The sequence below is a fragment of the Burkholderia sp. HI4860 genome (assembly GCF_002223045.2).
Classification (GTDB): Bacteria; Pseudomonadota; Gammaproteobacteria; order Burkholderiales; family Burkholderiaceae; genus Burkholderia.
On record NZ_NKFO02000005.1, the window covers coordinates 703659 to 726990 of the forward strand.

Below are 23332 nucleotides of genomic sequence, written 5' to 3' on the forward strand. Positions count from 1 at the left end.
AACATCACAACAGAAACAAGGAGACGAAATGAGTCAGGGCGAGTCCATTGCTCATCTCGAGGAAAGCACCATCCAGCCGATTCCGTTGACCGAGCGGCACGGCAGCGCGAAGGACCTGTTCACGATCTGGTTCGGGTCGAACATCATGATGCTGACGATCGTCACCGGATCGCTCGCGACCACGGTGTTCAAGCAGCCGTTCTGGTGGGCGGCGCTCGCCACGCTGGTCGGCAGCCTGATCGGCGCGGTGTTCATGGCGTTGCATTCCGCGCAGGGGCCGCAGCTCGGCGTGCCGCAGATGATCCAGACCCGCGGGCAGTTCGGGTCGTTCGGCGCGCTGCTCGTGGTCGGGCTGGTGGTCGTGATGTACGTGGGTTTCTTCGCATCGAACTGCGTGTTCGGCGGGCAGGCGCTGCACAGCCTGAGCGCCGACATCCCGCTCGATGCGGGCGTCGTGGTGATCGGCCTGATCAGCCTGCTCGGATCGATCTACGGCTACAAGCTGATCCACGCGTATGCGCGGCTGTTGAGCTGGTGCTCGGGCAGCGTGCTCGTGCTGGCGTTCGTGTGGATCATCTTCGTGCACGGACTGCCCGCCGATACGTTCTCGAAGCATTCGCTGAACCTGTCGGGCTTCCTGGGCGCGATGTCGGTCGCCGCGCTGTGGCAGATCGCCTATGCGCCTTACGTGTCGGACTATTCGCGCTACCTGCCGCCCGATACCGGACCGCGCACGGCGTTCTGGTCGAGTTACTGGGGCTGCGTGCTCGGTTCGTTCTTCCCTATGCTGCTCGGTTGCCTGGTGGGGCTCGCGACGCCCGACGGCAATGTCGTGAGCGGCCTCACGGGCCTCACGCAAGGGATCAGCGTGCTCGTGATCGTCGTGCTGTCGTTCGGCATCGCGGCCAGCAATGCGATGGAACTGTATTGCGGCGCGCTATCGGCCATCACCGTGCTGCAGACGCTCTTTCCGTCGTGGTCGGGCAAGGCGCGTGCGCGGGCGATGACCGCGATCGTGCTGTGCGGCATCGCGCTCGCGATCGCGCTGTTCGGGCAGGACAATTTCCTCGCCGGCTACACGAACTTCATCCTGTTGCTGCTGTACGTGCTCGTACCGTGGACCGCGATCAACCTCGTCGACTATTACCTCGTGTGTCACGGCGAGTACGACGTCGATTCGTTCTTTCGGCAGGACGGCGGCATCTACGGACGCTTCAATACGATCGCCGTTGGCTCGTATGTCATCGGCATCGTCGCGCAGGCGCCGTTCATGGCGACCGATCTCTATACCGGAGAACTGGCGAGCCGGCTCGGCGGCGCGGACGTGTCGTGGATCGTCGGTTTGTCGCTGACGTCGCTCGTCTACTACGCGGGATGCAAGCTTTTCTCGCGGCCGCTGCAGCGCGTCGCGTGAGCGTTTCCGGGTCGGCCGGGCATGCAGTGTCGACGGCTACGTGCCGCATCATCCGCTCGCCACGCCCGGCTCTCCCTCCGCCGCATGCACGTCCCGCCGGAACGCACCCGGGCTCGTGCCCGTCCACTTACGGAATGCGCGATGAAACGCGCTCGGCTCGGTGAAGCCGAGCTCGGCCGCGATCTCCGCGACGCTGAGCGCATGCCCGCGCAGCAGCGACTGGGCCAGCGCGCCGCGCAGCTCGTCCTTGATTGCCGCAAAGCTTTGCCCTTCGCTGCGCAGCCGCCGCCGCAGCGTCGCGGGCGTCGTGCCGAGGCGCACGGCCAGCGTATCGAAGTCGGGCCACTCCGCGGCCGGTAGCGTCTTCAACTGCGCACGCGTCTTCGCGACCCAGCCCGTGTCGTGCCGGTAGCGGACGAGCAGGTTGCCGGGCGCGCCGCGCAGGAAGGTCTTCAGCGCCTGCTCGGAGCGGATCGTCGGCAGCGCGAGGTACGCGGCGTTGAATGCGAGCCGGCTGTCGGGCCGGTCGAAATGCACGGGCACGCCGAAGAACTGGTGATAGTCGCTGCGCTGGTCGGGGCTCGGGCACGCGAAGTCGATGCGCTGCAGCGGGATGCGCCGGCCGATCAGCCAGCACGCGACGCCAAGGAGGATCAGCCAGAACGTCCGGTACGCGAACGCCGGGTAGGGCGTGCCCGTCTGCGTCAGCACGATCTGCGCCTGCCCGTCGGCCACGATGAGCTCGCCATGCGGCTCGTCCAGCACCACGCGCAGGAACTGCAGCGCGCGCCGCAGCGCCTTGTCGAGCGTGCCGGCGTGCAGCACCGCATGGCACAGCAGCGTGAAGCTGCCGCGCCGCATCGGGCGCGCGGCGAGCCCGAAGAATTCGTCGTCGAGCGCAGCGGCGATCGCGAGCCACAGCCGGCCGTACTGCTGCGGCGTGACGGGCTCGCGCACGGCGGCCGGCAGGCCGGCGGCGCGTAGCACGGCCTCCGTCGGAAGGCCTTGCCGGCGCAGGCATGCGAGCGCGTCGTCGACGAAATCCGGCGAAATCATCTGCGGCCCCATTTTCCTGCATCCTCCCGACATGGCAAAAGCGATCACGATTCTAGATTCGGTTTGTCATTGATTGCAATGTACGGGCTGTCTACTATCGAACTATCCCCGACGCGCCCCTGGCTCGCCGGCGGCCATAACGCACAGGAGACACGCATGTCTGATGGAGCTACCGCCCGCGCGGTGCCGGCCTACGCCGACGCCGTGGCCCGGTTCAGTATCGAGACCGCCGCGCAGCAACTGCACGGCGACCTGGAGCGCGGCCTGAACGCGTGCGTGGAATGCTGCGACCGGCACGCATCGGCGGACGCGATCGCGCTCGACTGGATCGACGCCGGCGGCCAGCACCATCGCTACACGTTTGCGCAGATGAAGGCGCTGTCGGCCCGCGTCGCGAACCTGCTGGTCGCGCAGGGCGTGAAGCCGGGCGACGTGGTGGCGGGCCTGTTGCCGCGCACGCCCGAACTCGTCGCGACGATCCTCGGCACGTGGCGCGCGGGCGCCGTCTACCAGCCGCTGTTCACCGCATTCGGCCCGAAAGCGATCGAGCACCGGCTGCGCATGAGCGATGCACGCCTGGTCGTGACCAACGTCGCGAATCGCGCGAAGCTCGACGAGATCGCCGGTTGCCCGCCCGTTGCGACGGTGCGCGAGCCGGGTGAAGCGCTGGCGGAAAGCGACATCGATTTCCGCGCGGCGCTCGAGGCGCAGTCCGACGCGTTCGAGCCGGTGCTGCGCAAGGGCACGGACCTGTTCATGATGATGTCGACGTCGGGCACGACGGGCTTGCCGAAGGGCGTGCCGGTGCCGCTGCGTGCGCTGCTCGCGTTCGGCGCATACATGCGCGACGCGGTGGACCTGCGTGTCGGCGACCGGTTCTGGAACATCGCCGATCCGGGCTGGGCATACGGCCTCTATTACGCGATCACGGGCCCGCTGCTGCTGGGCCACGCGACGACGCTCTACGAAGGCAGCTTCACGGTCGACAGCACGTACGACCTGATCGAACGGCTCGGGATCACGAGCCTCGCCGGCTCGCCGACGGCCTACCGGATGCTGATGGCGGCCGGCACGGACGCGGCGGCGCGGCTGAAGGGCAAGCTGCGCGTGGTCAGCAGCGCGGGCGAACCGTTGAATCCGGAAGTCGTGCGCTGGTTCGACGCGGCGCTCGGCGCGCCGATCTACGATCACTACGGCCAGACCGAACTCGGGATGGTCGTGAACAATCACCACGGCCTCGCGCATGCGGTCCACGCCGGGTCGGCCGGCTTGGCGATGCCCGGCTACCGCGTCGCGGTGCTCGACGACGCGAGCCGCGAGCTCGGCCCCGGCGAGCCGGGCAACCTCGCGATCGACATCGCACGCTCGCCGCTGCTGTGGTTCCACGGCTACTGGCAGCAGGACACGCCGGCGATCGCGGGCGGCTATTACCGGACCGGCGACAACGTCGAGCTGGAGCCGGATGGCACCGTGAGCTTCATCGGCCGCGCGGACGACGTGATCACGTCGTCCGGCTACCGGATCGGCCCGTTCGACGTGGAAAGCGCGCTGATCGAGCATCCGGCCGTGAGCGAGGCCGCCGTCATCGGCGTGCCCGATGCGGAGCGCACGGAGATCGTCAAGGCGTTCGTCGTGCTGTCGAAAGGCTATGACGGCACGCCGGCGCTGGCCGACGAACTGAGCTTGCACGTGAAGCGGCGGCTGTCCGCTCACGCCTATCCGCGCGCGATCGACTTCGTCGACGCGCTGCCTAAAACCCCGAGCGGCAAGATCCAGCGCTTCGTATTGCGCAAGATGGAAGCCGAGAAGGCCGCTCAACCCTGAACACAACCTGTACGGACTGCGAATGGATATCAAGGATCGCGTTTTTCTGATCACGGGCGCCGGTTCCGGCCTCGGCGCCGCGGTGGCGCGCATGGTGATCGCGGAGGGCGGCAAGGCCGTGCTGCTGGATGTCAACGAAGAGGCCGGCGCGGGTCTCGCGCACGAGCTTGGCGCGGCCGCACGCTTCGTGAAGACCGACGTGACGAGCGAAGCCGACGGCCAGGCGGCCGTCGCCGCCGCGCGTGACGCGTTCGGCCGCATCGACGCGCTCGTCAACTGCGCGGGCGTCGCACCGGGCGAGAAGGTGGTGGGCCGCGAGGGTCCGCATTCGCTCGACCGCTTCGCACGCGCGGTATCGATCAATCTGGTCGGCACGTTCAACATGATCCGGCTGGCCGCCGACGCGATGTCGAAGCAGGAGCCCAATGCCGAAGGCGAACGCGGCGTGATCGTCAACACCGCGTCGGTCGCGGCGTTCGACGGGCAGATCGGGCAGGCCGCGTATGCGGCGTCGAAGAGCGGTGTGGTCGGCATGACGCTGCCGATCGCGCGCGAACTCGCGCGGTTCGGCATTCGCGTCGTGACGGTCGCGCCGGGCATCTTCGCGACGCCGATGATGGCCGGCATGCCGCAGGACGTGCAGGATGCGCTCGGCAAGAGCGTACCGTTCCCGCCGCGGCTTGGCCGCCCGGAAGAATTTGCGGCGCTGGTGCGCCACATCGCCGAGAACACGATGCTGAACGGCGAAGTCATCCGTCTCGATGGCGCGTTGCGCATGGCACCGCGCTGACACTGGAGGAAGCGAATCATGACGACTCAGGATCCGATCGTAATCGTGGGTATGGCGCGTACGCCGATGGGTGGTTTCCAGGGCGACCTGGCGGCCGCCAGCGCGAGCGACCTTGGCGCGGTAGCGATCCGCGCGGCGCTCGAACGCGCGAACGTGCCGGCCGAGCGCATCGATGAAATCGTGTTCGGCTGCGTGCTGCCGGCGGGCCAGGGCCAGGCGCCGGCGCGGCAGGCCGCGCTGAAGGCCGGTCTGCCGCTCGCGGCGGGTGCGACCACGGTCAACAAGATGTGCGGCTCGGGGATGAAGGCCGCGATGTTCGCGCACGACCTGCTGCTGGCGGGCTCGGCAGCCGTGGCCGTCGCGGGCGGGATGGAGAGCATGACGAATGCGCCGTACCTGCTGCCGAAGGCGCGCGCGGGGATGCGCATGGGTCACGGGCAGGTGCTCGACCACATGTTCCTCGACGGGCTCGAGGACGCGTACGAGAAGGGCCGCCTGATGGGCACGTTCGCCGAGGATTGCGCGCAGGCCTACCAGTTCACGCGCGAGGCGCAGGATGCGTTCGCGATCGCATCGCTGACGCGCGCGCAACGGGCGATCGCCGACGGCCACTTCGTGTCGGAGATCACGCCGGTGACCGTGAAGGCCGGCAAGACCGAAACGGTCGTGTCGATCGACGAACAGCCGGGCAAGGCGAAGCTCGACAAGATCCCGACGCTGAAGCCGGCGTTCCGCGATGGCGGCACGGTGACGGCCGCGAATGCGTCGTCGATCTCGGACGGCGCGGCCGCGCTCGTGATGATGCGCCGCTCGGAAGCCGAGCGCCTCGGCCTCACGCCGAAGGCCGTGATCGTCGGGCATTCGACCTACGCGGACAAGCCGGGCCTGTTCGCGACCGCGCCGATCGGCGCGCTGCGCAAGCTGTCGGAGAAAACCGGCTGGAACCTGCGCGACGTCGACCTGTTCGAGATCAACGAAGCCTTCGCGGTGGTGCCGATGGCCGCGATGCGCGATCTCGACCTGCCGCACGAGAAGGTCAACGTGCACGGCGGCGCGTGTGCGCTCGGGCATCCGATCGGGGCATCGGGCGCGCGCGTGATGGTGACGCTGCTGGCCGCGCTCGAAACGTACGGGATGAAGCGCGGCGTCGCGTCGCTGTGCATCGGCGGCGGCGAGGCGACGGCGATCGCGATCGAGCGCGTCGTGTAACGTATCGCGCAGCGCGCCACGCGTCGTCCGCATGCGGCGACGCGGCCGACGGGTATCGCACGGGAATCACCTGAGCGATACCCGTTTTGCTTTTGGCGGATCGCGTTTTCTGGCTACGCCTTTGCCTTCGCCTCCGGCGACACCGCCCCGCATGCGCGAATCACGAGCTGCACGACCTGTTCGGTCTTCTCGTCGTACGCCTTCTGCGTGAACGTGCGCTTGCCGCTCAGCGCGCGGATCTGCGCGTCGAAATCGGCGTAGTGCTGCGTGGTGGCCCAGATCAGGTACATCAGCGCATGCGCGTCGATCGGCGCGAGCAGCCCGCGCGCGATCCAGCCGTCGATGACCTTCACGCGCGTATCGAACCACGGCTTCACGCGTTCCGACAGGATGTCCTGCATGTGCTCCGCACCGTGGATGATCTCGTTGGCCCAGACCTTCGAGCCGAGCGGGCGCCGCCGCGACAGCGCCATCTTCGCGCGCACGTAGCCGCTGATCGCTACCACCGGATCGTCGTCGGCTTCGAATGTCCCGGCCGCGCGATGCCAGTCCTCGAACAGGTCGTCGAGCACGCGGCGGTACAGCGCAAGCTTCGTCGGGAAGTAGTAATGCAGGTTGGCTTTCGGCAGGCCGGCGCGCTCCGCGATCATCGCGGTGCTCGCGCCGTCGAGCCCGCGTTCCGCGAACACGGCCTCCGCGCAGGCGAGCAGATGCGCTTCGTTGGACTCGCGGATGTGCGCCTTGCGTCGCCGCAAAGGCACGGGCGTTTCGTCGCTGTCGGTGGCTGCGGTTGCCGCCTCGTCATGTCTCATCGTTGCCCTCGCGCGGCGGGGGTGCCGCGTTGGGCTTCATTCTAGCCGCTGATTCGCATCGAACGCACGCGTACCGATTTCGCGTAGTCATCGCCATGCTGCGTTGCGGTGGCACGTTTCTCGCTCCATTCATTCACGCAAGAAAGAGATTGATTTGGTCATTTTGATCGTCTAAAACCTGTCCAATCGGACAGGATTCGACGCGCGGCGAAAACCTTTCGGCCCGATTCGTCGGACGATCTTCGCGAACGACCGGGCATGCACCGCGCTTGGGCGGCGTTGCCCCGAAACAGGCATGACACGCACCGGCACAGACCGGGCTGACGACATCACCGACCCCACAGGAGCGATACGAATGAACGCGGTATCGGAAACAGTGAAGCGGGCAGCTTTCGACACGTCGATCAAGGTCGACGGCAAGCGGTTGTGGGACAGCCTGATGGAAGTCGCGAAGATCGGCGCGACGCCGAAGGGCGGCGTGTGCCGCCTCGCGCTGACCGATCTCGACAAGGCCGGCCGCGACCTGATCGTCGGCTGGGCGAAGGCGGCCGGCTGCACGGTGACGGTCGATACGATGGGCAACGTGTTCATGCGCCGCGCGGGCCGCGTGGCCGATGCGGCACCGGTCGTCACGGGCTCGCACGCGGATTCGCAGCCGACCGGCGGCCGCTTCGACGGCATCTACGGCGTGCTCGGCGGCCTCGAGGTGATTCGCAGTCTCAACGATCATGGCATCGAGACCGAGCATCCGGTCGAGGTCGTGATCTGGACCAACGAGGAGGGCTCGCGCTTCGCGCCGGCGATGGTGGCATCGGGCGTGTTCGCGGGGGTGTTTTCGCTCGAATACGGGCTGTCGCGCAAGGACGTGGACGGCAAGACGATCGGCGAGGAACTGGCGCGGATCGGCTATGCAGGCGACGTGCCGTGCGGCGGACGCAAGCTGCACGCGGCGTTCGAACTGCATATCGAGCAGGGGCCGATTCTCGAAGCGGAATGCAAGACGATCGGCGTGGTGACCGACGCGCAGGGGCAGTGCTGGTACGAGATCACGTTCACCGGCCAAGAGGCGCATGCGGGGCCGACGCCGATGCCGCGGCGGCGCGATGCGCTGCTCGGCGCGTCGCGCGTGGTCGATCTCGTCAACCGGATCGGCCTCGATCATGCGCCGTTCGGCTGCGCGACGGTCGGCATGATGCAGGTCTACCCGAACTCGCGCAACGTGATTCCGGGCCGCGTGTTCTTCACCGTCGATTTCCGTCATCCGGACGACGCCGTGCTCGCGAAGATGGATGCCGCATTGCGCGAGGGCGTGGCGCGCATCGCGGGCGAGATCGGGCTCGAGACCGAGCTTGAGCAGATCTTCTATTACAAGCCGGTCGCGTTCGACGCGGCCTGCGTGGAAGCGGTGCGCAGTGCCGCCGACCGCTTCGGCTTCTCGCATCGCGACATCGTGTCGGGTGCGGGCCACGACGCGTGCTACCTCGCGCAGGTCGCGCCGACGTCGATGGTGTTCGTGCCGTGTGTCGACGGCATCAGCCACAACGAGATCGAGGACGCGACGCCTGCCTGGATCGAGGCCGGCGCGAACGTGCTGCTGCACGCGATGCTGTCGCGCGCATGCGAGCCGGTTTCATGACGCCAGGGCCGTAGCAACCGGCAGGCTGCTCGACGCCTGACAGCCTGACCGTAGCATTCCTAACAACGACCGCCCCGACTGTGCATTCGCAGCCGGCGGGGACGGCTTTGTCTCCACCCAGTCGAAGGAACGCGTATGACCACCCAGCCAACCGGCGATATCGCCGCGCATCGCCTGTCGTCCACGCAACTCTCGTGCGAATTCGCCGACATCGCGCCGCTGCTCGATCCGACTGCCGCGGCGGCCGCCGCCAGCCGCTGCCACTACTGCTACGACGCGCCGTGCGTGCAAGCCTGCCCGACGCAGATCGACATCCCGAGCTTCATCCGCAAGATCGGCAACGGCAACCTGAAGGGCGCCGCGACCGACATCCTGTCGGCGAATCCGCTCGGCGGGATGTGCGCGCGCGTGTGTCCGACCGAGATCCTGTGTGAAGGCGCATGTGTGCGCAACCATCAGGATGCGCAGCCCGTCGCGATCGGCGCGCTGCAGCGGCACGCGACCGACTGGGCGATGGAAACCGGCGCGGTGCGTTTCACGCGCGCGCCGGACACGGGCCGTCATGTCGCGGTGGTCGGCGCGGGGCCGGCCGGACTCGCGTGTGCGCACCGGCTCGCGCTTGCCGGGCATCGCGTCACGCTGTTCGACGCGCGCCCGAAGGCCGGCGGCCTCAACGAATACGGGATCGCCGCATACAAGACCGTCGACGATTTCGCGCAGCGTGAAGTCGAGTGGCTGCTGTCGGTGGGCGGCATCACGTTGCAAACCGGCGTCGCGCTGGGCCGCGACATCACGCTCGGCGCGCTGCGTGAGCAGCACGACGCGGTGTTTCTCGCGATGGGGCTCGGCGGCGTGCGTGCGCTGTCGATCGACGGCGAGCAACTGAACGGCGTGATGAACGCGGTCGACTTCATCGAGCAGGTGCGGCAGGCCGATGCGCTGGAGAACGTGGCGGTCGGGCGGCGCGTGGTCGTGATCGGCGGCGGCAATACGGCCATCGATGCGGCGGTGCAGAGCCGCAAGCTCGGCGCCGAGCGCGTGACGATGGTGTACCGGCGCGGCGTGGAGGCGATGAGCGCGACGTGGGCCGAGCGCGAGTTCGCGCAGAAGAGCGGCGTCACGCTCGTCACGCACGCGAAGCCGGTGCGCATGGCGGGGGAGAGCGGGCAGGTGACGGGTGTCGAGTTCGAGGCGGCATCGGGCGAGCGCTTCACCGTCGAGGCGGACATGGTGCTGAAGGCGATCGGCCAGACGCTGGTGCCGGACGCCATCGACGCCGCGCTGCTGACGGCGGACGGCGCGCGCATCGCGGTGGACGCCGACGGGCGCACCGCATGGCCCGACGTGTGGGCCGGCGGCGACTGCGCGGCGACGGGCGGCGTCGACCTCACGGTGCAGGCCGTGCAGGACGGCAAGCGCGCGGCCGCGTCGATCGACGCGACGCTCGCGCAGCGCGACGCGAAGGCCGCGTGAGTGCACCACGCGCGTCACCCACCACGAGCACAACCCACACGACCCCACTCTCACGGAGCCGACCATGGCCGACCTTCGCTGCACCATCGCGGGCATCACTTCGCCGAACCCCTTCTGGCTGGCGTCCGCGCCGCCGACCGACAAGGCCTACAACGTGAATCGCGCGTTCGAGGCCGGCTGGGGCGGCGTCGTGTGGAAGACGCTCGGGCTCGATCCGCACGTCGTCAACGTCAGTTCGCGCTATGGCGCGGTGCAGTGGAACGGCCAGCGCATCGCGGGGCTGAACAACATCGAGCTGATCACCGACCGTCCGCTCGACGTGAACCTGAGAGAGATCGCGCAGGTGAAGCGCGACTGGCCGGACCGCGCGCTGATCGTGTCGCTGATGGTGCCGTGCAACGAGCGCGACTGGAAATGGATCCTGCCGCTCGTCGAGGACACGGGCGCCGACGCGGTCGAGCTGAACTTCGGGTGTCCGCACGGGATGAGCGAGCGCGGGATGGGCGCGGCGGTCGGACAGGTCCCCGAATATGTGGAGATGGTCACGCGCTGGGTGAAGGAGGGCACGAAGCTTCCGTGCCTCGTGAAGCTCACGCCGAACATCAGCGACATCCGGATGGGGTCGCGCGCCGCGTACAAGGGCGGCGCGGACGGCGTGTCGCTGATCAACACGATCAACTCGATCGTCGCGGTCGATCTCGACCACATGGCGCCGATGCCGATGGTCGACGGCAAGGGCACGCACGGCGGCTACTGCGGCCCGGCGGTCAAGCCGATCGCATTGAACATGGTCGCGGAGATCGCGCGCGACCCGGAAACGCCGAACCTGCCGATCTCGGGCATCGGCGGCATCTCGTCATGGCGCGACGCGGCGGAGTTCATGGTGCTCGGCGCCGGCAGCGTGCAGGTGTGCACCGCCGCGATGCATTACGGATTCCGGATCGTGTCGGACCTGGCCGACGGATTGTCGAACTGGATGGACGAGAAGGGCTACGCGACGCTCGACGACATCCGCGGCCGCGCGGTGCCGAACGTGACCGACTGGAAATACCTGAACCTGAAGTACGACATCAAGGCGCGCATCGACCAGGACCGCTGCATCCAGTGCGGGCTGTGCCATATCGCGTGCGAGGACACGTCGCACCAGGCGATCACCGCGACGAAGGACGGGGTGCGGCATTTCGAAGTGGTCGATTCGGCGTGCGTCGGGTGCAATCTTTGCATGCATGTGTGTCCGGTCGAGCAATGCATCACGATGGAGCGTGTCGATTCGGGCGACTACGCGAACTGGACCACGCATCCGAACAATCCGGCGAGTGCGGACGCGGGGGCGAGTGCAGGCGCGGCGGCCCCCGAGAAGCACGCGAAGAAGGCTGCTTGACGGCGTCCGGCGACGCAGGTCATCCTGCATCGCCGCCTTTCGTTCCACCCGGGCCGGCATCGGACGATGCCGGCGCTGATGTTTTAGTGGAGTGCGTTCGATGAATCACGCAGCGAATCCCGCCGATCCCGACAGCGCCGCGGCGCAGGGCGGCAGCCTGTACAACGACGACCTCGCGCCGACGACGCCGGCGCAGCGCACGTGGAAGTGGTATCACTTCGCGGCGCTGTGGGTCGGGATGGTGATGAACATCGCGTCGTACATGCTGGCGGCCGGGTTGATCCAGGAAGGCATGTCGCCGTGGCAGGCGGTGATGACCGTGCTGCTCGGCAACCTGATCGTGCTCGTGCCGATGCTGCTGATCGGCCATGCGGGCGCGAAGCACGGGATTCCTTACGCGGTGCTCGTGCGCGCGTCGTTCGGCACGCAGGGCGCGAAGCTGCCGGCGCTGCTGCGGGCGATCGTCGCGTGCGGCTGGTACGGGATCCAGACCTGGCTCGGCGGCAGCGCGATCTATACGCTGCTGAACATCCTGACCGGCAATGCACTGCATGGCGCGGCGCTGCCGGTCATCGGCATCGGGTTCGGGCAGCTCGCGTGCTTCCTCGTGTTCTGGGCGCTGCAGCTCTACTTCATCTGGCACGGCACCGATTCGATCCGCTGGCTCGAGAGCTGGTCCGCGCCGATCAAGGTCGTGATGTGCGTGGCGCTGGTGTGGTGGGCAACGTCGAAGGCGGGCGGCTTCGGCACGATGCTGTCGGCGCCGTCGCAGTTCGCCGCGGGCGGCAAGAAGGCCGGGCTGTTCTGGGCGACCTTCTGGCCGGGGCTGACCGCGATGGTCGGCTTCTGGGCGACGCTCGCGCTGAACATCCCCGACTTCACGCGCTTCGCGCATTCGCAGCGCGACCAGATGATCGGGCAGTCGATCGGGCTGCCGTTGCCGATGGCGCTGCTGTCGGTGGTGTCGGTCGTCGTGACGTCGGCGACCGTCGTGATCTACGGCAACGCGATCTGGGATCCGATCGACCTGACGAGCCGGATGACGGGCATCGGCGTGGGCATCGCGCTCGTGATCCTCACGCTCGATACGATGTGCTGCAACCTCGCCGCGAATCTCGTCGGCCCGGCCTACGACTTCTCGAGCCTGTGGCCGAAGGCGATCTCGTACCGCACCGGCGGGATGATCACCGCGACGATCGCGATCGTGATGATGCCGTGGAAGATCCTCGCGACGACGGACGGCTACATCTTCACCTGGCTCGTCGGCTATTCGGCGCTGCTCGGGCCGGTGGCTGGGATTTTGATGGTCGACTACTTCCTGATTCGCGGCACGCGGCTCGACACGCGCGAACTGTTCGACGAGCGCGGCGGCTTCAGCTACGCGCGCGGCTGGAACCCGGCCGCGCTGGCCGCGCTCGCGGTCGGCGTGCTGCCGAACCTGCCCGGCTTCCTGCATACGGCCTTTCCGGCGTCGTTTCCGAACGTGCCGGCATTCTTCAACACGCTTTACACGTACGCGTGGTTCGTCGGCCTCGTGCTGGCGTCGTGCGTGTACGGCACCTGGATGAAATGGCGCGCCGGACAGCACGCGCAGATCGCGCGCGCCTGATGCGGCACCCGACAGTCAACGAGGAGGCAACCCCATGGCAATCCTGATTCGTGGCGGCACCGTGGTCGATGCGGACCGTTCCTACCGCGCGGACGTGCTCTGTGCAGCCCCGGAGGACGGCGGCACGATCCTGCAGATCGCCGAGCAGATCGACGCACCGGCCGGCGCGACCGTCGTCGATGCGCACGGCCAGTACGTGATGCCGGGCGGCATCGATCCGCATACGCACATGGAACTGCCGTTCATGGGCACGACCGCGAGCGACGATTTCTATTCGGGTACGGCCGCCGGGCTCGCGGGCGGCACGACGAGCATCATCGACTTCGTGATCCCGAGCCCGAAGCAGCCGCTGATGGATGCGTTCCATGCCTGGCGCGGCTGGGCCGAGAAGGCGGCGGCCGACTACGGCTTCCATGTGGCCGTGACGTGGTGGGACAAGAGTGTGCACCGCGACATGGGCACGCTCGTGCGCGAACACGGCGTGTCCAGCTTCAAGCACTTCATGGCGTACAAGAACGCGATCATGGCCGACGACGAGGTGCTCGTGAACAGCTTCTCGCGTGCGCTCGAACTCGGCGCGTTGCCGACCGTGCACGCGGAAAACGGCGAGCTCGTGTTCCAGTTGCAGAAGGCGCTGCTCGCACGCGGGATGACGGGGCCGGAGGCGCATCCGCTGTCGCGGCCGCCGGAGGTCGAGGGCGAAGCCGCGAACCGCGCGATCCGCATCGCGCAGGTGCTCGGCGTGCCGGTGTATATCGTGCATGTGTCCGCGAAGGACGCGGTCGATGCGATCACCAAAGCGCGCAGCGAAGGGCTGCGCGTGTTCGGCGAGGTGCTGCCCGGCCACCTGGTGATCGACGAAGCCGTCTATCGCGATCCGGACTGGACGCGTGCGGCCGCGCACGTGATGAGCCCGCCGTTCCGCTCGGCCGAGCATCGCGAGGCGCTGTGGCGCGGGCTGCAGGCGGGGCAGCTGCATACGACGGCAACCGATCACTGCGTGTTCTGCGCATCGCAGAAGGCGATGGGCCGCGAGGATTTCACGAAGATCCCGAACGGCTGCGGCGGTGTCGAGGATCGCATGTCGGTGCTGTGGCATCACGGCGTGAATCATGGCCGCATCACGCCGAACGAGTTCGTGCGGATCACGTCGACGAACGCCGCGCAGATCTTCAACCTGTATCCGCGCAAGGGCGCCGTGCAGGTGGGCGCCGATGCCGATCTCGTCGTGTGGGACCCGGCCGCGACGAAGACGATCTCGGTGAAGACCCATCATCAGCAGGTCGACTTCAACGTGTTCGAGGGGATGACGGTGCAGGGCGTCGCAACGCACACGCTCACGCGCGGCGGGCTCGCGTGGGCCGACGGCGATCTGCGCGCCGTGCGAGGCGCGGGCCGCTACCTGAAGCGCCCGCCGGCGGCCAGTTACTACGAGGCCGCGCGGATCGCGAACCGGTTGCGCGAGCCGCATCCGGTCGAGCGCGCCGGCTGAGCGTTGCGTGTCGCGCGGGGCGTGTCGGTTGGAACGACACGCCCCGCGCATGTTAGAGCGTGCGTCTCCGTTCGTGACGGCACCGCTCATGCCGCCTCCCCGTATCACGCCAATGCGCTCAATATTTGGGACGGATGGAGCGTGATCGCGCCTTTCCGATCTCCAGGTACATAGAACAACTGAGCAAATCAACGCAACACGCGATGTCGCGCAAATGCGACCATTTTGTTTGCGTTGTCGACGTGCATGCCCGCGAGTAATATCCACCGACGGCGTTGCGCAGGCGTGCCGGGCCGCCCGCCGAACAATCCAACAACATTGAGAGCAAGGAGTACGAGGTGGATATTCTGCGCAGTCTCCTGGGTATGCTGTTCCTGCTGCTGGTGGCCTATCTGCTGTCGAACAACCGGCGCGCGGTGAGCGGCCGGACCCTGATCGCGGCGCTGTGCACGCAGCTGGCGATCGGTGCACTGGTGCTGTTCGTGCCGGTGGGCCGTGCGGTGCTGGCGGGCGCCGCGAACGGCGTCAATCGCGTGCTCGACATGGGCAATCACGGCATCGCATTCGTATTCGGTGGGCTCGTCGACAGCCGGATGTTCCAGCTGTTCGGCGACGGCGGGTTCGTGTTCGGCCTGCGGGTGCTGCCGATGATCATCTTCGTGACCGCGCTGATCGCGGTGCTGTACTACATCGGCGTGATGAAGTGGATCGTCGCGATCCTCGGCGCGGCGCTCGCGAAAGTGCTCGGCGTGAGCCGCATCGAGGCGTGCTCGGCGGTGGCGACGATCTTTCTCGGGCAAAGCGAGATGCCCGCGCTCGTGAAGCCGTTCGTGCGGAACATGACGAGCGCCGAGATCTTCACGGTGATGGCGAGCGGCATGGCGTCGGTCGCGGGGTCGGTGCTGGTCGGCTACGCCGGCCTCGGCGTGCGGATGGAATACCTGCTCGCCGCGTCGTTCATGGCGGTGCCGGGCGGGCTGCTGTTCGGCAAGCTGCTCTATCCGACGGTCGAGCCGAGCCGCGTCGTGGTCGACGGGCTCGACTTCGACGACAAGCGGGCCGCCAACGTGATCGAGGCGGCGGCGTCCGGCGCGTCGGTCGGGCTGCGGATCGCGATCAACGTCGGCGCGATGCTGATCGCGTTCGTCGGGCTCATCGCGCTGATGAACCTGATCGTCGGCGGCGTGGCCGCGTTCGTGGGCTTTCCGCAGATCACGCTGGTGGGTATCATCGGCCACCTGTTCGCACCGCTCGCGTGGATCATCGGCGTGCCGTGGCACGACGCGGCGCTGGCCGGCAACTTCATCGGCGAGAAACTGATCTTCAACGAGTTCGTCGCGTATGGCGACCTGTCGCCGTACCTGAAAGGCGGCGAGCACGTCGCGGCCGCCGGCCTGCAGGTGCTCGACCCGAAGACGCTGGCGATCGTGTCGTTCGCGCTGTGTGGCTTCGCGAACTTCTCGTCGATCGCGATTCTCGCGGGCGGCTTCAGCGCGGTCGCGCCCGAGCGCCGCTCGGAAGTCGCGCGGCACGGCCTGCGCGCATTGACGGCCGCGACGCTGTCGAACCTGATGAGCGCCGCGATCGCCGGCCTGTTCTTTTCCCTGCATTGAGCCCGCAGCGGCCATCGACCGATCGAGGAGAGGCAACGATGTTCTTACCGCAGGAATTCATTCGCCGAAAGCGCGACGGGCAACCGCTCGATCGTGACGGGATCGCCGCGTTCGTGCGCGGCGTGACCGACGGCAGCGTGACCGAGGGCCAGGTGGCCGCGTTCGCGATGGCCGTGTATTTCAACGACCTGAGCACCGACGAGCGCGTCGCGCTGACGCTCGCGCAGCGCGACTCGGGCGACGTGCTCGACTGGCGCGCGCTGGATCTCGACGGGCCGGTGATCGACAAGCATTCGACCGGCGGCGTCGGCGATGTCGTGTCGCTGATGCTCGGGCCGATGGTGGCCGCGTGCGGCGGCTACGTGCCGATGATCTCGGGGCGCGGGCTCGGACACACCGGCGGCACGCTCGACAAGCTGAGCGCGATTCCCGGCTACAACGTGGCGCCCGACACGGACGCGTTTCGCCGCACGGTGCGCGACGTCGGCGTCGCGATCATCGGGCAGACCGCGCGGCTCGCGCCGGCCGACATGCGCATCTATGCGATTCGCGACGTGACGGCGACCGTCGAGTCGGTCGCGATGATCACCGCGTCGATCCTGTCGAAGAAGCTCGCGGCCGGGCTCGACGGGCTCGTGATGGACGTCAAGGTCGGCTCCGGCGCCTTCATGCCGACCGCCGAGAAATCGGCGGAGTTGGCGCGCAGCATCGTCGACGTCGGCAACGGCGCCGGGATGAAGACGACCGCGATCCTCACCGACATGAACCAGTCGCTCGCGCCGTGCGCGGGCAATGCACTCGAAGTGGTGTGCGCGATCGACTATTTGACGGGCAAGTCGCGTCCGGCGCGCCTGCATGAGGTCACGATGGCGCTTTCCGCTGAGCTGCTCGTCACCGGCGGCCTGGCACGCGACGTCGCAGAAGCGCGCGCGAAGTTGCAGCAGGCGCTCGATACGGGTGCGGCAGCGGAACGCTTCGCGAGGATGGTCACCGCGCTCGGCGGCCCTGCGGATCTGATCGATGCACCTGCGCGTCATCTCGCGCGGGCGGAGGTGATCGTGCCGGTTCCGGCGCGCACGAGCGGCGTGGTGCAGCGGGTCGATTGCCGCGCGCTCGGGCTGGCGGTCGTCGCGCTCGGCGGCGGCCGCACGCGCGCGGCGGACGCGATCGACTACAGTGTCGGCCTGACGGCGCTCGCGGAGATCGGGCAGCGTGTCGAGGCCGGCGAGCCGCTCGGCTACGTGCATGCCCGTGACGCCGCAGCCGCCGCGCACGCGGTGGACGCGCTCCAGCGCAGCTACGTGCTGGGCGAAACCGGTGATGCGCCGCCGACCATTTATCAGCAGATCGGCTGACCAATCGCAGGTACGGGCACAGGCGATCACTTCGCTTGACGTCACGGATGTATCGCGACGGTCGGGGCTTGGCCGCGCCGATACCTCCCCGCACACAATCGAGGGTATGACGAGATGGAACGAAACGAACTGATCGACGCGGCGAAGGCCGCGCGCGAACGCGCGTATGCGCCGTATTCGCGCTTCAAGGTCGGCGCGGCGCTGCAGGCGCGCGACGGGACGGTTTTTCACGGCTGCAACGTCGAGAACGCGTCTTACGGTCTCTGCAATTGCGCGGAACGCACGGCGATGTTTTCGGCCATTGCCGCCGGTTATCGTCCGGGGGATCTCACGCGGCTCGCGGTGGTGGGCGACACGGACGGCCCGATCGCGCCGTGCGGCGCGTGCCGTCAGGTGATCATCGAGATCGGCACGCCCGACATCGAAGTGATCCTGGCCAACCTGAACGGGGCCGTCGAGGTCACGACGGCCCATGCATTACTGCCGGGCGCGTTCCGGTTGTAACGGCGCGCGCTTCTCGAGTCACGCGCCGCCCGCATCACGCGCCGTCGCGCGCGTCGCGGATCGGGATCACCGTGCGTGCGCCGCACTGGCGCAGCAGGTCGCGCAGCTCGTTGATGACCGGAAACACCTCGTGGTTCCAGTCGGCGCCCTGGGCGTCGTGCGCTTCCTGCTCGCGCTCGACGATCCAGCGATCCTCGCGGAAGATGCGCTCGGTGAACCAGACGAGCAGCGGCCACGCGAGATCGAGCGCGAACGGGATGCCGGGCTTGTGGATCGACAGCAGTCCGAACGTGCGGTTGGTGCGCTGCTCGGCGTCGAGCGGCACGTAGACGATCCACAGGTCCATCACGAGCGTGCCTTCGCTCGAGCGGATCTGCAGTGTCTGGTACGGGTAGCCGGTGCGCACCGTCATCACGCTCTTGTCGGACTGGTCGGCCGGCTTCTTGCTGGCGCCGAACACGAGCGCTTCGCCCACCGGCTGCTTGCCTTCCATCCGCGCGAACGTGTAGTCGACCTCGACCCAGTCGTCGCCGCGGCGCCGGCCCACCGAGCGCGCGCGCATCTGCCCCATCTGCTTGCGATGCAGGAACTGATGGTTCATGTCCATCAGGTTCTCGTGCATGAACGAGTAGTGGCACTTGACCTCGCGGCCGAAGCGGCGCGTCTTGTATGCGCGGTTGTCCGCCGATTCGAGCGCGGGGAACGGCCGGGTATCGGCGAGCGTCGCATCGCCCGGGAACACGAAGATCAGCCCGTGCGCTTCGCGGCACGGATACGCGCGCACGCCGTTGGGCAGCCGCTCGCGGCCGAGGTACGGCACGTCGACGCAGCGGCCGCTGTCGCACGCGTAGGTCCAGCCGTGATAGCAGCAGCGCAGTGTCTCGCCGCTCACGACGCCCGCGTGCAGCGGCACCTGGCGGTGCGCGCAACGATCCTCGAGCGCATACACGGCGCCGGATTCGGTGCGCACGAGCACGATCGGATCGCCGGCGAAGCGCACGCCGAGCGTCTTGCCGCGTTTCAGCTCGCGCGACCACGCGAGCGGATACCAGTGATCGGGATGAATCGGCACGCGGCGCAGGTCGCGCACGGCCGCGCCGGAAGAGGGTTCTCCAAGGATGCCGCTGTCAGGAATGGGCACTGCGCGCATGCGTGACGTCTCCAGGCTGAACAGGGATTCCGGGCGCCGCATGATGCGGCGGGGATCTGGAGAAGTCTACGCGAAGTTGCCGGTCGCGGCGGACGCGATGCGGGTTTGCCCCGGCACGGCGGTCGCGGTGTCGTTGATGCAGCGCAAACCGGGTCGAAGGCGGCGCGCGCGTGGGTTGGGGTGGCCGCACGAGCCCGGGCCGCGCGGCAGGCACCACGTCGTCACCCCGTCACGCGGCCGCTTGCCGGTCACGAGCGCGCATCGCGCCACAGTACCGCGTCGGTGCGGTACAGCGCCGGGAAGTGCTGCTTCAGCCCGGTGATCTTCGGCATGTCGTTGTACGCGATGTACGGCGCGTCGGGGTGCAGTTCGAGGTAGTTCTGGTGATACGCCTCGGCCGGATAGAACCCCTTGTAGTCCTCGACGCGCGTGACGACGGGCGCCGGAAACACGTGCGCGGTGCTGAGCTGCGCGATGTACGCGGTCGCGACCGCGCGTTGCTGCGCGGTGGTCGGGAAGATCGCCGACCGGTACTGCGACCCTTCGTCGGGGCCCTGCCGGTTGAGCTCGGTCGGATCGTGCGCGACCGAGAAGAACACCTGCAGCAGCCGGCCGTACGTGATCTGGGTCGGGTCGTAGACGATGCGAACCGATTCCGCGTGCCCGGTCAGCCCCGAGCCGACGAGCGCGTAGTGCGCGGTTTCGGACGCGCCGCCCGCATAGCCGGCCGTGACCTGCTTCACGCCCTTCACGTGCTCGAACACGCCCTGCACGCCCCAGAAGCAGCCGCCGGCGAACACGGCCGTCTCGTCGTGCGAGGCGCCGGGCGTTTCGTCGAGCGTCGGCGCGGGCACGGTGCGCATCGGTTCGGCGGAATTGACGATGCGCTGGTAGCCGAACACGGCGGCGGCCGCGACGGCGATGGCGCCGATGCGGCGCAGCATCGCCGTGCGCCGTTGCGGTGCCGGGCTGCGGGAGGAGGGGATGTTCACGGTGTGCTCCTTCGAAAGGCGGTGTGGGAAGCGGGTGGCCCGGACGCGGCGCTGGTGCGCCGCGTCCTGCCGGGATCAGCCGAACGTGAACGCATACGCATTCACGCCGGGATCGAGAAACTCGATCGCGAACGTGCGGTCGGCGATCGCGCCGGGCTGCCGGACCAGCTGGTACAGGCGCTGGCCGTTCACGGTGCCGTAGCCTTGCGCATCGACGTCGCTGCCGTGCGCGGCACCGGGCGCCGCGCCGTCGAGCGTCACGCGAAAGCGCACCGGCTTGCCGTCCTCGCCGGGGCCGAGCACCAGGTGCAGGTCGCGTGCGTGGAAGCGATAGACGATGCGGCCGGCCGGCGCCGCGAGCGTCGCGCGTTCGGCGCCGACCTGCCACATGCCGGCGAGGCCCCAGTCATTGAGATCGGGCTGGGCCGGCTCGGCGTAGTGGTACGCCGCGTCGCGCACCACCCCGCCCGGCGACATGAAAGCCTCGGCGCGTGCGTAGCCGACGTAGGTCTCGGGCGAGCGGACGTCCGCGCTGTCGGCCGCGGCGAGCGCCCCCTTCGCGGGCGCACCGGCGAGCCCGATCGGCACGTTCAGCGCTTCCGGATGGCCGGCCTCGGCGAGCAGCGACTGGATCGCGCGCTCCGATTCCGCGTATTCGCCTTCGCCGAAGTGGTGACGGCGCACGCGCCCCTGCGCGTCGACGAAGTAGTGTGCGGGCCAGTATTCGTTGTTGAACGCGCGCCAGATCGTGAAGCGGTTGTCGATCGCGACCGGGAAGTCGATGCCGAGGTCGTGCACGGCTTTCTTCACGTTGCCGGTGTCGCGCTCGAACGCGAACTCCGGCGCGTGCACGCCGATCACGACGAGCCCGTACGGCGCGTACTTGCGTGCCCAGGCGGTCGTGTACGGCAGCGTGCGCAGGCAGTTGATGCACGAATACGTCCAGAAATCGACCAGCACGACCTTGCCGCGCAGGCCGGCCGCCGTCAGCGGCGGCGAGTTCAGCCACTGCACCGCGCCGTCGAGCGACGGCAGCGTGCCTTCGACGGGCAGCGCGGCCGGCGCATGCGTCGTATCCACCGCGCGCATCATTGCGCCGCCGGCGATCGGCCCGCCGTTGGCTTGCGCGCTCTCGGCAGCCGCGGCCATCATCGCGCCGCCGTTCGTGTCGACGGCGGTGTTGCCGGTGGCGGCCATCGCCGCCGGTGCGCCCGGTGTGCCGTTCGAACGTCCGCCGAGCCGGTCGACGAGCTTCGTCTCGAGTCCACCCGTCGTGACGGTCGACAGTTGAGCGAGCGCACCCGTATCGAGGCCGAGCGCGATCGCGCCGACGCCGGCCAGCAGCGCCGCGCCGATCCCGCGCTTGATCCATTCGCCGGCGCCGAGCGAGCGCTTCATCGCGGCGAACACCTTGCCGCCGATCACGAGCGCGACGCCGAGCGACGTCGCCGCGCCGGCCGCATACGCGACCAGCAGCAGCGTCGTGCCGACGCTGGCGCCGCGCAGCGCGGCCCCGGTCAGCACGAGCCCGAGGATCGGGCCCGCGCACGGCGCCCACAGCAGGCCGGTCGCGACGCCGAGCAGCAGCGACGACGCGGGGCCGGCCGGGCGGCCGTCGCGTTGCGCGAAGCCGGTGAGCCGGTTGCCGGCAGCGACGAGCGGACGCGTCAGATGCTCCGCGAGGCGCGGCATCAGCAGGGTCAGGCCGAAGATCGCGAGCAGCACGATCGCGACCCAGCGGCTGGCCTGGTTGGCCTGCGCGACCCAGCCGCCGCCGACGGCGGCGAGCGTCGCGACGACGGCGAACGTGAGCGCCATGCCGACCAGCAGCGGCAGGCCGCTGCGGACGAACGGCTGGTCGGCGCGCGCGAACACGAACGGCAGCACGGGCAGGATGCACGGGCTCAGGATCGTGAGCACGCCGCCGAGGTAGGCAAGGACGATGAGCAGCATGGTGCGTTCTCCAGTCGGTCGGGAGTTCGGGGCCGGATCAGGCGGCGGCGGGGTGGAAGGTAAGTGCGAGGCCGTTCATGCAGTAGCGCAGGCCGGTCGGTTGCGGGCCGTCGTCGAACACGTGGCCGAGATGGCCGCCGCAGCGGCGGCAGTGCACTTCGGTGCGGATCATCCCGAACGACGCGTCGGTGTTCGTGGCGACCGCGTGGTCGAGCGGCTTCCAGAAGCTCGGCCAGCCGGTATGGCTGTCGAACTTGGTGGCCGACGAGAACAGCGCGAGGGTGCAGCCGGCGCACGCGAACGTGCCTTGCCGGTGCTCGTCGTTCAGCGGGCTGGTGTACGGCCGCTCGGTGCCGGCTTCGCGCAGGACCGCGTACTGGGCGGGCGTGAGCCGGCGATGCCATTCGGCGTCGCTGAGGGTGACTTCAAACGGGGCGGCCGTCTGCGGGGTGGCCGGCGATGCGGCGAACGCACGGCCGACCAGCGCGCGGCGGCCGACGGACGACAGCGTCGCGAGCACGGCGAGGCCAGTGGCGCCGGCGAACAGCAGATGTCTGCGGGTGGGCATGATGGGCTCCTGGCAGCAGGTCCTGAAAATATGCGCCCATCGTAGTCAGCGGCCGGTGTCGAAGTCCTCACGGAAAGTTAAATGAATTGTGATGTCTCAGGTGTTCCGTCGGAGTGTGCTGGAATCCGTCGAAGCTCCAATGGGCAAGGGCCTTTGAGCGGGTGAGCCGCCGATATTTACCGAGTACCGGTTCGCGCCGCGATTTTTAGTGTTTTTTTAGTGTTCGTAGCGTTGCGCGGTGAATCCGGACTTTGGCTTGCCAATCAAATCGGACTGGGGAATGAACGTTGTTCGACGGCGGTCGCGAATCACGCCGAGCGTCTGATGCGCATTGATGGACGGATGAGTTTGCAAGCTAGCGCGACCGGCGTGTGGTGCGCGTGTGGGCGCGGTAGTTTGACAGTTTTTACGTAGAAACTTCAGGGGGCGAGTCAGGACGTGCGCGGTTGCCCCAGTGAAAGAGGGGCACGATGCGCTCCGCCGAAGCGGTCCATGTCGAGG

The 23332-nt window shown here is 68.2% G+C and carries 18 protein-coding genes; 12 read left to right on the forward strand and 6 right to left on the reverse strand.

What is annotated here, in order from left to right; all coding sequences use genetic code 11:
- Window positions 1-28 precede the first annotated feature (28 nt).
- A complete protein-coding gene (locus CFB34_RS37245) occupies window positions 29-1414 on the forward strand; it encodes a cytosine permease (RefSeq protein ID WP_089443791.1) in 1386 nt (461 codons plus the stop codon).
- A gap of 48 nt (window positions 1415-1462) precedes the next feature.
- Here the strand turns inward: CFB34_RS37245 and CFB34_RS37250 are convergent, their stop codons facing one another.
- A complete protein-coding gene (locus tag CFB34_RS37250; RefSeq protein WP_089443792.1) occupies window positions 1463-2482 on the reverse strand; it encodes an AraC family transcriptional regulator in 1020 nt (339 codons plus the stop codon).
- A gap of 144 nt (window positions 2483-2626) precedes the next feature.
- On the opposite strand from CFB34_RS37250, the gene CFB34_RS37255 reads away from it, so the two are divergent.
- From CFB34_RS37255 to CFB34_RS37265, 3 genes are read left to right on the forward strand one after another with little or no spacing between them, the layout of a single operon-like run.
- Window positions 2627-4294, forward strand: coding sequence for an acyl-CoA synthetase (locus CFB34_RS37255; protein ID WP_089443793.1), 1668 nt, complete (start codon window positions 2627-2629; stop codon window positions 4292-4294).
- Window positions 4295-4316: 22 nt separating this feature from the next.
- A complete protein-coding gene (locus tag CFB34_RS37260) occupies window positions 4317-5084 on the forward strand; it encodes a 3-hydroxyacyl-CoA dehydrogenase (protein ID WP_089443794.1) in 768 nt (255 codons plus the stop codon).
- Between the two features lie 18 nt (window positions 5085-5102).
- Window positions 5103-6293 carry an acetyl-CoA C-acetyltransferase gene (locus tag CFB34_RS37265; RefSeq protein WP_089443795.1) on the forward strand — a complete coding sequence of 397 codons (1191 nt, stop codon included), beginning with the start codon at window positions 5103-5105 and terminating at the stop codon, window positions 6291-6293.
- Between the two features lie 113 nt (window positions 6294-6406).
- Here the strand turns inward: CFB34_RS37265 and CFB34_RS37270 are convergent, their stop codons facing one another.
- On the reverse strand, window positions 6407-7105 hold the full coding sequence (locus tag CFB34_RS37270) for a TetR/AcrR family transcriptional regulator (protein WP_089443796.1): 699 nt from the start codon (window positions 7103-7105) through the stop codon (window positions 6407-6409).
- A 355-nt stretch (window positions 7106-7460) separates the two neighbouring features.
- On the opposite strand from CFB34_RS37270, the gene CFB34_RS37275 reads away from it, so the two are divergent.
- From CFB34_RS37275 to CFB34_RS37310, 8 genes are all read left to right on the forward strand, one after another.
- Window positions 7461-8741 (forward strand): Zn-dependent hydrolase, encoded by a 1281-nt coding sequence (locus CFB34_RS37275; protein ID WP_089443797.1) that lies wholly within the window; start codon window positions 7461-7463, stop codon window positions 8739-8741.
- A gap of 135 nt (window positions 8742-8876) precedes the next feature.
- A complete protein-coding gene (locus tag CFB34_RS37280; protein WP_089443798.1) occupies window positions 8877-10214 on the forward strand; it encodes an NAD(P)-dependent oxidoreductase in 1338 nt (445 codons plus the stop codon).
- Between the two features lie 64 nt (window positions 10215-10278).
- Window positions 10279-11595 carry an NAD-dependent dihydropyrimidine dehydrogenase subunit PreA gene (gene preA / locus CFB34_RS37285; protein ID WP_089443799.1) on the forward strand — a complete coding sequence of 439 codons (1317 nt, stop codon included), beginning with the start codon at window positions 10279-10281 and terminating at the stop codon, window positions 11593-11595.
- A gap of 100 nt (window positions 11596-11695) precedes the next feature.
- Window positions 11696-13204: an NCS1 family nucleobase:cation symporter-1 gene (locus CFB34_RS37290; RefSeq protein WP_089443800.1), complete on the forward strand. Its 1509-nt coding sequence runs from the start codon at window positions 11696-11698 to the stop codon at window positions 13202-13204.
- A gap of 34 nt (window positions 13205-13238) precedes the next feature.
- On the forward strand, window positions 13239-14696 hold the full coding sequence (gene hydA / locus CFB34_RS37295; protein WP_089443801.1) for a dihydropyrimidinase: 1458 nt from the start codon (window positions 13239-13241) through the stop codon (window positions 14694-14696).
- 338 nt (window positions 14697-15034) lie between these two features.
- A complete protein-coding gene (locus CFB34_RS37300) occupies window positions 15035-16309 on the forward strand; it encodes a NupC/NupG family nucleoside CNT transporter (RefSeq protein ID WP_089443802.1) in 1275 nt (424 codons plus the stop codon).
- Between the two features lie 38 nt (window positions 16310-16347).
- A complete protein-coding gene (gene deoA, locus CFB34_RS37305; protein WP_089443803.1) occupies window positions 16348-17664 on the forward strand; it encodes a thymidine phosphorylase in 1317 nt (438 codons plus the stop codon).
- Between the two features lie 114 nt (window positions 17665-17778).
- Entirely contained in the window at window positions 17779-18168 is a 390-nt protein-coding gene (locus CFB34_RS37310; RefSeq protein WP_089443804.1) for a cytidine deaminase, read from the forward strand.
- A 34-nt stretch (window positions 18169-18202) separates the two neighbouring features.
- Here the strand turns inward: CFB34_RS37310 and CFB34_RS37315 are convergent, their stop codons facing one another.
- The 4 genes from CFB34_RS37315 to msrB all read right to left on the reverse strand — a co-directional run bounded on the left by CFB34_RS37315 (window position 18203) and on the right by msrB (window position 22831).
- Complete coding sequence (locus CFB34_RS37315; protein WP_089443805.1) at window positions 18203-19318, reverse strand: aromatic ring-hydroxylating dioxygenase subunit alpha; 1116 nt, start codon at window positions 19316-19318, stop codon at window positions 18203-18205.
- Between the two features lie 248 nt (window positions 19319-19566).
- On the reverse strand, window positions 19567-20262 hold the full coding sequence (gene msrA, locus CFB34_RS37320) for a peptide-methionine (S)-S-oxide reductase MsrA (RefSeq protein ID WP_089443807.1): 696 nt from the start codon (window positions 20260-20262) through the stop codon (window positions 19567-19569).
- A gap of 123 nt (window positions 20263-20385) precedes the next feature.
- Window positions 20386-22263, reverse strand: coding sequence for a cytochrome c biogenesis protein DipZ (locus tag CFB34_RS37325; RefSeq protein ID WP_089443808.1), 1878 nt, complete (start codon window positions 22261-22263; stop codon window positions 20386-20388).
- A 37-nt stretch (window positions 22264-22300) separates the two neighbouring features.
- Window positions 22301-22831: a peptide-methionine (R)-S-oxide reductase MsrB gene (msrB, locus tag CFB34_RS37330; protein ID WP_089443809.1), complete on the reverse strand. Its 531-nt coding sequence runs from the start codon at window positions 22829-22831 to the stop codon at window positions 22301-22303.
- Window positions 22832-23332 lie beyond the last annotated feature (501 nt).